This window comes from Streptomyces sp. WELS2 (genome assembly GCF_013870595.1).
Classification (GTDB): domain Bacteria; phylum Actinomycetota; class Actinomycetes; order Streptomycetales; family Streptomycetaceae; genus Streptomyces.
Genome location: NZ_JACBWZ010000478.1, coordinates 1 through 4838, shown reverse-complemented (window position 1 = coordinate 4838; position 4838 = coordinate 1). Strand labels below are relative to the sequence as shown.

5 protein-coding genes are annotated in these 4838 nt (G+C 73.4%); 2 read left to right on the top strand and 3 right to left on the bottom strand.

Going from position 1 to position 4838, the window contains the following annotated elements; all coding sequences use genetic code 11:
* The 3 genes from H5J33_RS23635 to H5J33_RS23625 form a co-directional block, all read right to left on the bottom strand.
* Positions 1–705, bottom strand: a 705-nt coding sequence (locus H5J33_RS23635) for a 1-phosphofructokinase family hexose kinase (protein WP_181796911.1), incomplete at its 3' end; no start/stop codon positions are given.
* Positions 706–827: 122 nt separating this feature from the next.
* Positions 828–1955: an N-acetylglucosamine-6-phosphate deacetylase gene (gene nagA, locus H5J33_RS23630; protein WP_181796910.1), complete on the bottom strand. Its 1128-nt coding sequence runs from the start codon at positions 1953–1955 to the stop codon at positions 828–830.
* 86 nt (positions 1956–2041) lie between these two features.
* Complete coding sequence (locus tag H5J33_RS23625) at positions 2042–2986, bottom strand: ROK family protein (protein ID WP_181796912.1); 945 nt, start codon at positions 2984–2986, stop codon at positions 2042–2044.
* A gap of 141 nt (positions 2987–3127) precedes the next feature.
* On the opposite strand from H5J33_RS23625, the gene H5J33_RS23620 reads away from it, so the two are divergent.
* Both H5J33_RS23620 and H5J33_RS23615 read left to right on the top strand, forming a co-directional pair.
* Positions 3128–4381: an extracellular solute-binding protein gene (locus tag H5J33_RS23620; RefSeq protein ID WP_309485472.1), complete on the top strand. Its 1254-nt coding sequence runs from the start codon at positions 3128–3130 to the stop codon at positions 4379–4381.
* 35 nt (positions 4382–4416) lie between these two features.
* Positions 4417–4641 carry a DUF3263 domain-containing protein gene (locus tag H5J33_RS23615; protein ID WP_181796908.1) on the top strand — a complete coding sequence of 75 codons (225 nt, stop codon included), beginning with the start codon at positions 4417–4419 and terminating at the stop codon, positions 4639–4641.
* The last annotated feature ends 197 nt before the right edge of the window (positions 4642–4838 follow it).

Genomic DNA, 4838 nt, shown 5'->3' with positions numbered 1-4838 from the left:
GGCGCGCCAGTGGCCCTCCGGGGTGACGGCGAGCAGGCCGTCCGCGCCGAGGGAGGCGACCACCGCGTGGGCCCCGCGCCGGCGGGCGTCCTGGGTGGCGCGCAACGGCTCGTGGGAGCCGGTGAGTTCGGCGAGTTCGTCGGCGTTCGGTTTGATCACATCCGGCCGGGCGGCGACCCCGCGGCGCAGCGGTTCCCCGCTGGTGTCCAGCAGCACCGGCACACCGGCGGAGCGGGCCGCGCGGACCAGGCCCGCGTACGCCCCCACCGGCACCCCCGGCGGCAGGCTCCCGCACAGCGCCACCGCCGAGACGCCCGGCAGCAGCTCCTGGTAGCGACCGAGGAAGGCCGCCCACTCGGCCGGGGAGACGTGCGGGCCCGGCTCGTTCAGCTGGGTGGTGTCACCGGTGCGCTCGTCCACCACCGCCACGGTGCGCCGGGTCGCCCCGGAGACCGGCACCAGCGCGTCCACCAGGTCGCCGGGCGCCCCGGCCAGCATCGAACGCAGGACCGCGCCGGTGTGGCCGCCCGCGAAGCCGGTGACCGTCACCTCGTGGCCGAGCGCGGCCAGCACCCGGGCCACGTTCACGCCCTTGCCGCCGGGCCGTTCGGCGACCTCCGAGACGCGGTGGGAGGCGTGCGGGCGCAGCGACCGTACGCGGTAGGTGATGTCGAGAGCGGTGTTCAGTGTGACCGTGAGGATCACCCGGGCCGACCTCCCTCGAAGTCCCTGCGGTGTCTTGGGTGTCCGGGGCCTCGATCATGCCAAAGAGACGGCCACCGGCCCAGGGCGCGGACCGGTCACCGTCTCCTCGACAGGGTTACGGATCAGGGCAGTTGGGGCGCCACCACCCATTCGCCCCGCCGCATCACGCCCTTCAGCGCGAAGTCCGCGTCCAGCAGGACCAGGTCCGCGTCCTTGCCGGGCTCCAGCGAGCCGATCCGGTCGTCCAGGCCGAGCAGGCGCGCCGGGTTGGCCGACAGCGCGGTCACCACGTCCTCCACCGGCAGCTTGTCGACGGTCACCGCGCGCCGGAACGCCCGGTCCAGGGTGAGCGTGGAGCCCGCGATCGAGCCGCCCTCCACCAGCCGGGCCACGCCCTCGCTGACCTCGACCTCCAGCGGGCCGAGCAGATAGCGGCCGTCGGCGCTGCCGGCCGCGTCCATCGCGTCGGTGATGAACGCGACCCGGTCCGCGCCCGCGTGCCGGAACGCCAGCTCCAGCGCGGCCGGGTGCAGATGGACGCCGTCGTTGATCAGCTCGACGGTGACCCGCTCGTCCTCGAGCAGCGCGGCGATCGGGCCGGGCGCGCGGTGGCCCAGCGCGGGCATGGCGTTGAAGAGGTGGGTGGCGACGGTGGCGCCCGCGTCGATGGCCTCGGCCGTCTGCTCGTAGGTCGCGTCCGTGTGCCCGATCGCCGCGATCACCCCGTGCTCGGCGAGCAGCCGCACCGAGTCGATGCCGCCGGGCAGTTCCGCGGCGAGGGTGACCATCTTCGCGTGGCCGCGCGCCGCGTCGATCAGCTTGCGGACCTCGGCCGGGTCCGGGTCGCGCAGCAGCGACTCGGAGTGCGCGCCCTTGCGGCACGGGGAGATGAACGGGCCCTCGAAGTGGATGCCCGCGATCTCGCCCTGTTCGGCCAGTTCGCTCAGCAGTCCGGCCTGGCGGACCAGCAGGTCCATCTCGTCGGTGACGGTGGAGGCGACCAGCGTGGTGGTGCCGTGCAGCCGGTGGGTGCGCACGGCCGTCATGGCCTGTTCCGCCGTACCGGCGAAGGACGCGCCGCCGCCGCCGTGGTTGTGGATGTCCACGAAGCCGGGGACCAGCCAGTGCCCGGTGACGTCGACGACCTCGGCGCCGGCCGGGGCCGAGGCGGCGATGCGGGTGCCGTCGATCGCCAGCCGGCCGTTCTCCACGGTCCCGGTGGGCAGCACCACGCGCGCGCCGGTAAGCACCTGCGGCGTCGTCGTGGCGGAGCGCGCAGTTCCCCGCGCCCCTCTCGGGGCACCGTCCGGGGCCGGGGTTTCCCGCTCGGTTGCCATCAGGTGCTTACCTCCGGAGTCGTAGGAGTGATCGAAAGCAGATCGCGGGCCAGCAGACCCGCGCCCAGGCAGCCGGCGCTGTCGCCGAGGGCGGCGGGGACGAGGGCGGGTGCCGTCTGGAAGGTGATCCGGCGCCGGACGGCCTCCCGCAGCGGCCGGAACAACACTTCCCCCGCCTCGGCCAGTCCGCCACCGATGATCAGGATGCGTGGGTCCAGCAGGGTGACGGCGGTGAGCAGTCCGTCGGCGAGCGCGTCCACCGCCTCCTGCCAGACCCGGACGGCGTTCGGGTCACCGGACGCGACGGCCCGCGCGCAGTCCGCCGCGTCCGCGTCCGCGTCGCCGCAGGCCGCCGCCCAGGCCGCGCCGACGGCGGAGGCGGAGGCGTACCGCTCCAGGCAGCCGCGCTGCCCGCAGGGACAGTCGGTGCCGCCGGGCCGTACGACGATGTGGCCGATCTCGCCCGCGAAGCCGTGCGCGCCGGCCTCCACCCGCCCGCCGATGCCGATCGCGCCGGCGATCCCGGTGCCCAGCGCCAGGAACAGGAACCGGTCCGTGCCCCGGCCGGCGCCGATCCGGCCCTCGGCGAGGCCGCCGGTGCGCACGTCGTGGCCGAGGGCGACCGGCATCCCGAGCCGGTCGGCGAGCAGCGAGCGCAGGGGCACGTCCCGCCAGCCGAGGTTGGCGGAGTAGACGGCGGTGCCGTCCGTCTCGTCGACGATGCCGGGGACGGCGATGCCGGCCGCGCCGGCCGGTTCGCCGTACCGCTCGACACCGTGCGCGTGCAGCTCGGTGGCGAAGTCGAGGATGCCCGCCACGACCGCCTCGGGGCCTTGGGCCCGGCCGGTGGAGCGGCGGGCGCGGTGCAGCAGCGTGCCGTCGGCGCCGACGAGGGCGGCCTTCATCCCGGTACCGCCCACGTCCAGGGCGATGACATGTCTCACCACGGGGCTAGTGTGACCCTCCCACCCGCGAGAGGTCTAGTCCACTCACGTGGTGTAGACCTTATGTGTCCATATGTTGAACGGTCAGACGGCAGGGTTGGGGCTTTGAGGGTGCGTCGGGGTACGGCAGGAACGATCGCGGTGGTGTCCGCACTGGGCATGGCGGCGGTCCTCGGCGGCTGCGGGAGCACGGGGTCCTCCGACGTCACGCTCAGACTGGTGGCCGCCGACTACGGCGACTCGCCGGCCCACAGCTCCAAGAAGTACTGGGACGACCTGGTCAAGGACTACGAGTCCACGCACCCGGACGTGAAGGTCGAGGTCAGCGTCTACTCCTGGAACGACGTCGACCGCAAGGTCAAGGAGATGGTCGACGCCGGGCACGCCCCCGACCTGGCCCAGATCGGCGCCTACGCCGACTACGCCGCCGCCGGCAAGCTCTACCCGGCCTCGGAGCTGCTCTCCATCCGCACCCAGGCCAACTTCCTCTCCCAGCTCTCCGACGCCGGCGAGTGGAAGTTCACCCAGTACGGCATCCCGTTCGCCGCCTCCACGCGCGTGCTCTTCTACAACAAGACCCTGTTCGCCAAGGCCGGCATCACCCCGCCCACCACCTGGGCCGAGCTGGCCGCCGACGCCGCGGCGCTCGAGGACAAGGGCGTGAAGTACCCCTTCGCGCTGCCGCTCGGCCCGGAGGAGGCGCAGGCCGAGACCATGCAGTGGCTGCTCGCCGGCGGCAACGGCGGCAGCGGCTACACCGACGACATCGGCACCTACACCATCGACTCCGCCGCCAACGTCTCCACCTTCACCTGGCTCAAGGACGACCTGGTCGACAAGGGGCTCACCGGCCCGGTCGCCCCCGGCAAGCTCAACCGCGCCGACGCCTTCGCCGCCTTCGCCGACGGCCAGGTCGGCATGCTCAACGGGCACCCCACGCTGATCCAGCAGGCCGCCGCGAAGGGCGTGAAGTTCGGCACCGTGCCGATGCCGGGCCGCACCGGCAAGGCCAGGGCCTCCATGGGCGTCACCGACTGGATGATGGCCTTCAAGCAGAACGGGCACCGCGACCAGGTCGGCGACTTCCTCGACTTCGTCTACTCCGACAAGAACGTCCTCGACTTCTCCCGCACCTACGGGCTGCTGCCGGTCACCAGCTCCGCCTCCAACGCCATGAGCGCGTCGAACGAGGCGACCGACAAGGCCCTGCGCCCCTTCCTGGAAGAGCTGCCCAGCACCGAGCTGTACCCGGTCGGCAAGACCTCCTGGGCCGCGGTCAGCGCCGCCGTGAAGCAGAAGATCGGCCAGGCCGTCGCCCCGAACGGCAGCCCCTCCGGCGTGCTGTCCGGCCTCCAGGCGACGGCCACGGCGGCCGACAGCAGCACCACGAACTGAGCACGGCCCGCATGCCGGCCGCTACCGTGGCCGGCATGGAACTGGGCAGCCGCGAAAAAGCCATCCTCGCGCTGGAGCGCCGGGCCTTTGCCGGGCCCGGCGCGAAGGAACGCGCCATCCGCGAGGAACTGGACCTGTCCCCGGTCCGCTACTACCAGCTGCTCAACGCCCTCCTGGACGACGAGCGCGCCCTGGCCCACGACCCGGTCACGGTCAACCGGCTGCGCCGGATCCGGCAGGCCCGGCGGGCCGAGCGCTGACCGCGGCGCCGGACCAGGCGTGAGCCGTGCCCGCGCCGGATACTGTCGCGGTATGGATCCTCTGCCCACCCCGCAGACCCAGGCCGGCCGCGACGGGCTCGCCGCGCTGCTCGCACGGCCCCGCACCGCGCTGATCGGTCTGGACTTCGACGGCACCCTGGCGGGGCCTCGAACTTCACCTTCACCTTGGGGTAGAC

Excerpts from the sequence above, each read along its gene's own strand:
- H5J33_RS23615 (WP_181796908.1), top strand. The coding sequence starts at position 4,417 with ATGGAACTGGGCAGCCGCGAAAAAGCCATCCTCGCGCTGGAGCGCCGG.